Annotated in this window: 1 protein-coding gene and 1 pseudogene; one reads left to right on the top strand and one right to left on the bottom strand. The window is 72.7% G+C overall.

Annotated features, from left to right (window positions below):
* Nucleotides 1–92: 92 nt before the first annotated feature.
* The gene (locus C4V41_RS65740) at nucleotides 93–4,151 is read left to right on the top strand and encodes a type I polyketide synthase (RefSeq protein WP_327537531.1); all 4,059 of its coding nucleotides are present in this window, start codon (nucleotides 93–95) and stop codon (nucleotides 4,149–4,151) included.
* A gap of 21 nt (nucleotides 4,152–4,172) precedes the next feature.
* Here the strand turns inward: C4V41_RS65740 and C4V41_RS60035 are convergent.
* A pseudogene (locus C4V41_RS60035) lies at nucleotides 4,173–4,479 on the bottom strand (IS982 family transposase); the annotation flags it as partial.

The following is a 4,479-nucleotide window of genomic DNA, read 5'->3' as shown; positions in this document are numbered from 1 at the left end:
TGCTGACCGAGGCCCAGCCTTGGCCTCGGGAGGCGGACCGGCCGCGCCGGGCGGGAGTGTCGTCGTTCGGCATCTCCGGCACCAACGCTCATGTGATCGTGGAAGAGCCGCCCGTTGAGGAGCCGTCGGTGGCCGGCGCCGGTGAGGAAGCGCTCGCCAGCGAGGGCCCAGCCGAGACGGGATCGTCCGTTTCGGCTGGAACGGTCGGCACCGCCGGTCAGATTTTGCCGGTGGCGCTGTCGGCCAAGAGCGAGGCGGCGCTGCGAGCGCAGGCCGACCGGCTGGCCGGATTCATGGCCGAACACGATGCGGCTGGCCCGGTGGAGGTGGCGGCCGGACTGGCGCGCCGGGCGGCGTTGGAGTACCGGGCGGTGCTGCCGACGGCGGACCGAGAGGGTCTGCTGGCCGGGTTGCGTGCGTTGGCGGCTGGGGAGTTGGAGTCGTCTTCGGTGGTGGGCCGGGTGCGGCCGGGCCGGGTGGCGGTGCTGTTCTCCGGTCAGGGTGCCCAGCGGCCCGGGATGGGTCGCGAGCTGTATGCGGCTTTCCCAGTGTTCGCCCACGCCTTCGACGAGACCTGCGCGCTACTGGAAACCGAACTCGCTACCGCAAAGGTGGCCGGTGGTGCGAGCCTGCGGGAGATCATCCTCGGCCAGACCGATGGGATGCTGGATCAGACGGTGTTCGCCCAAACCGGGCTGTTCGCCCTCGAAACGGCCTTGTACCGACTGCTCGAATCGCTGGGCATCCGGCCCGATTACGTGGCCGGGCATTCGCTGGGCGAGATCACCGCCGCGCATGTCGCTGGGGTGCTGGACCTGGCGGACGCGTGCCGCCTGGTGGCCGCCCGTGGCCGGTTGATGCAGGCGCTGCCGGCCGGGGGTGCGATGGCGGCGATCGGCTGCGGCGAAGACGTGCTCGCCCCGGTGCTGGCCGGTCACGACCAGATAGCGGTGGCCGCGGTCAACGCGCCCGGCGCGGTGGTGATCTCCGGTGCATCCGACCAGGTCACCCAAGTTGTCGACTGGGCACGGCAGCACGGGCACCGCACCCGCCCGCTGCGGGTGTCGCACGCGTTCCACTCCCCGCTGATGGAGCCGATGCTGGCCGAGTTCGGGCAGGTGGTGGCAGGGTTGGCGCTGCGGCGTCCGGAGCTGCCGCTGGTGTCCAACGTTTCGGGAGACCTGGCCGGAGCCGAGATCACTCGGGCCGAGTACTGGGTGGATCACGTACGCCGACCGGTGCGGTTCGCCGACACCGTCACCACCCTGCACGGGCACGGCGTCGGCTGTTTCATCGAGGCAGGCCCGGACGCTCAGCTCACCCCCATGATCGAACAAACCCTCACCGACCACGAGGAGTCCTCGGTGGTGGCGTTGCTACGCCGCGACCGGGACGAGACCACCCAACTGATCGCCGGACTGGGCCAAGCCTGGACGCGTGGCACGGCCGTGGATTGGACTGCCTGGCCGACCAGTGCCCGCACCGGCGAGCTGGATCTGCCCACCTATCCCTTCCAGCATCGCCGCTACTGGCTTCAACTGGCCCCGGCGGGCGATCCGGCCGCACTGGGTCTGGGTGCCGCCGACCACCCGATCTTGGGTGCGGTCGTGGAGCAGCCTGACGGCGGCGCCATCCTGACCGGGCGGTTGTCGGTCACCGACCAGCCCTGGCTGGCCGACCACGTCATCAACGCCACCCCGATCCTGCCCGGCACCGCCTTCGTCGAACTCGCCCTGCGCGCCGGCGACCAGGTCGGCTGCCCGGCCATCGACGAACTCACCCTGCAGGCCCCCCTGCCCATCCCCGACACCAACGGCAGCGTCGCCGTCCAGATCACCGTGACCGCACCAGACGAAAACGGCCGACGCCAGATCGGCATCCACTCCAAAGACGACCACGGACACTGGACCCGCCACGCCACCGGCACCCTCACCCCTGCCCAAGCCACCCCGGCGGACCTGAGCCACGCCTGGCCCCCGCCGGACGCTCAACCGCTGGACACCACCGGCCTGTACGACCGCCTGGTCGACCACGGCTACGGCTACGGCCCCGCCTTCCACGGCCTCACCCACGCCTGGAAACACGGCGACGACCTCTACGCCGACATAACCCTCCCCGAAGAAGCCGGACAGACCACCCGATACGGTCTACACCCCGCGCTCCTCGACGCCGCGATGCACGTGGACCTGGTGGCCGGGCCGAAGGCCACGCTGATCCCGTTCAACTGGAACGGCGTCACGATGCACGCCGCCGGCGCCGACGCGGTGCGAGTACGGTTGCGCCGGCTGGACGGCGACGAGGTCACCCGGCTGGACCTGGCCGACCCCGCCGGCCGGCCGGTGGCCACGGTGGAGACGGTGGTGTCCCGGCCGGTGCAGGCCGAGCAGCTGGCACAGGCCCGCCCGGCCTCGGAGTCGCTGCTCGCGGTGACGTGGCGGCCGGTCGCGCCGTCGGGTCCCCTCGGCGCGGTGGACGCCTCCGACGCGCTCGTCATCGACGCCACCGGCGGCGCCGGCGAAGCCTCAGGCCGCGATGTGCCGGAGCGGGTGCGGCGTACCCTGCGTCCGGTCCTTACCGGCCTGCAGGGCTGGTCGGCCGGGGCGGACGCCCGGCCGGCAGTGGTGATCACCCGGGGCGCCGTGGCGGTGCGCGACACCGAAGCGCCGGATCCGGCGCGGGCCGCGGTCTGGGGCCTGGTGCGGGCCGCCCAGGAGGAGAACCCCGGCCGGATCATCCTGGTCGACCTGGATCCGGCCGGCGACCTGGCGGACGGCGTGCGCGTCGCCCTGGCCACCGGCGAGCCCGAGCTGGCGATCCGTGACGGCCGGCCGTGGGTCCCCCGGTTGACCCGCGCCGCACTCCCGCGCGAGGATCACGCCGGCCGGGTATCGCGCGCCGCGGCCATCGACCCGTACGACGCGGCCTGGCCGGCCGATGGCACCACGCTGATCACCGGAGGCACCGGCGGGCTGGGCGCCCTGATGGCCCGGCATCTGGTGGCCGAACACGGCGTACGGCACCTGCTGCTGATCTCCCGCCGGGGCCTGGACGCCCCCGGGGCGGCCGAACTCCGCGACGAGCTGGCCGAACAGGGCACCGAGGTCACCATCGCCGCCTGCGACGTGGCCGACCGGGAGGCCCTCGCCGTGCTGCTGGAGGAGATCACCCATCCTCTGCGCGCCGTGGTGCACACCGCGGGAGTGATGGCCGGCGGGGTGCTGGGCACGCTGACGGAGGAAGGGCTGGACCGGGTGCTGCGGCCCAAGGCGGACGCCGCCTGGCACCTGCACGAACTCACCCAAAAGCATGACATCACCCGCTTCGTGCTGTTCTCCTCCGCCGGCGGAATGGTGCTCGCCGCCGGGCAGGGCGACTACGCGGCGGCCAACGCGTTCCTCGACGCGCTCGCCGCGGATCGCGCCGCCGCCGGGCTGCCCGCCACCTCACTGACCTGGGGGATGTGGGCGGTGGACACCGGGCTCGGCGGGCCGCTGCAGGACACCGACCTGGCCCGGGTGCGCACGCTGGGCATACCGGCGATCTCCGCGGAGACCGGGCTGGCGCTCTTCGACGCGGCGCTGCGGGTGCCCGCGCCGGTGCTGGCGCCGTTCCGGCCGGACGTCCGCGCGCTGCGGGCTCGTGGCGACGACCTGCCCGCACTCTTGCGTGACCTCGTGGGCGCGCGCCGTACAACCGCCGTGACCGCACGGACCGACGGGTCGAACGGCGCGACCGGGCTGCGGGAGCGGCTGGCCGGGCTGCCCGCCCGGGAGCGGGACCGCATGTTGCTCGAGCTGGTCCAGGCCGAGGCGGCGGTGGCGCTCGGGCACGACACCGCGGACGCGATCGACGCCGAGCGCGGCTTCGTACAGCTCGGCTTCAGCTCGCTGGCCGCCGTCGAGCTGCGGAACCGGCTGCGCCGGCGGACCGGCCTTCCGTTGCCCGCCACGCTCGCCTTCGACCAGCCGAACGCCACCGCGGTCGCCCGATACCTGGCCGAGCGACTGGCCCCGGCGGAGCCGGAGCCGGCCCCGGTGGAGCCGGAGTCTCCCGAGCCTTCTCCCTCTGCTGCGGAGGACGAGCAGCTCGCCGCGGCCTCCGCGGAGGAACTCTTCGAGATTCTCGACCGGGAGCTGGGTGGCGACGCCTAGACGAGTAAGTCCGATCTCCGGTCAGTGATCGTAGGCGGTCAGTGACCGGGTGATCGGTGCGTTGGTTGCGTTGTTGTGCCAGATCGCGGCGGCCATCGCCAGGAGGCGCTGGGCGACGCGGATGGCGACGCCTTCGAAGGACCGGCCACCGTGGTCTTCCAGGTCGAGCTGGCCCTTGAGGGTGTCGTTGACCGACTCGATCAGCTGCCGGACCTTCTTGAGCATCGGCTCGCCGTAGCGGGCCTTCTCGTTTTTGCGGGACGGCCGCAGCATCGTGATCCCGTAGTCGCCCAGCAGCGTCTCGAAGTCCTTGCCGGCGAACCCCTTG

Origin of the sequence: Nonomuraea solani, assembly GCF_900108335.1 — a bacterium.
Classification (GTDB): domain Bacteria; phylum Actinomycetota; class Actinomycetes; order Streptosporangiales; family Streptosporangiaceae; genus Nonomuraea; species Nonomuraea solani.
The sequence above is the reverse complement of the archived record's forward strand: the minus strand, read 5'-3'. Positions and strand labels throughout refer to the sequence as shown.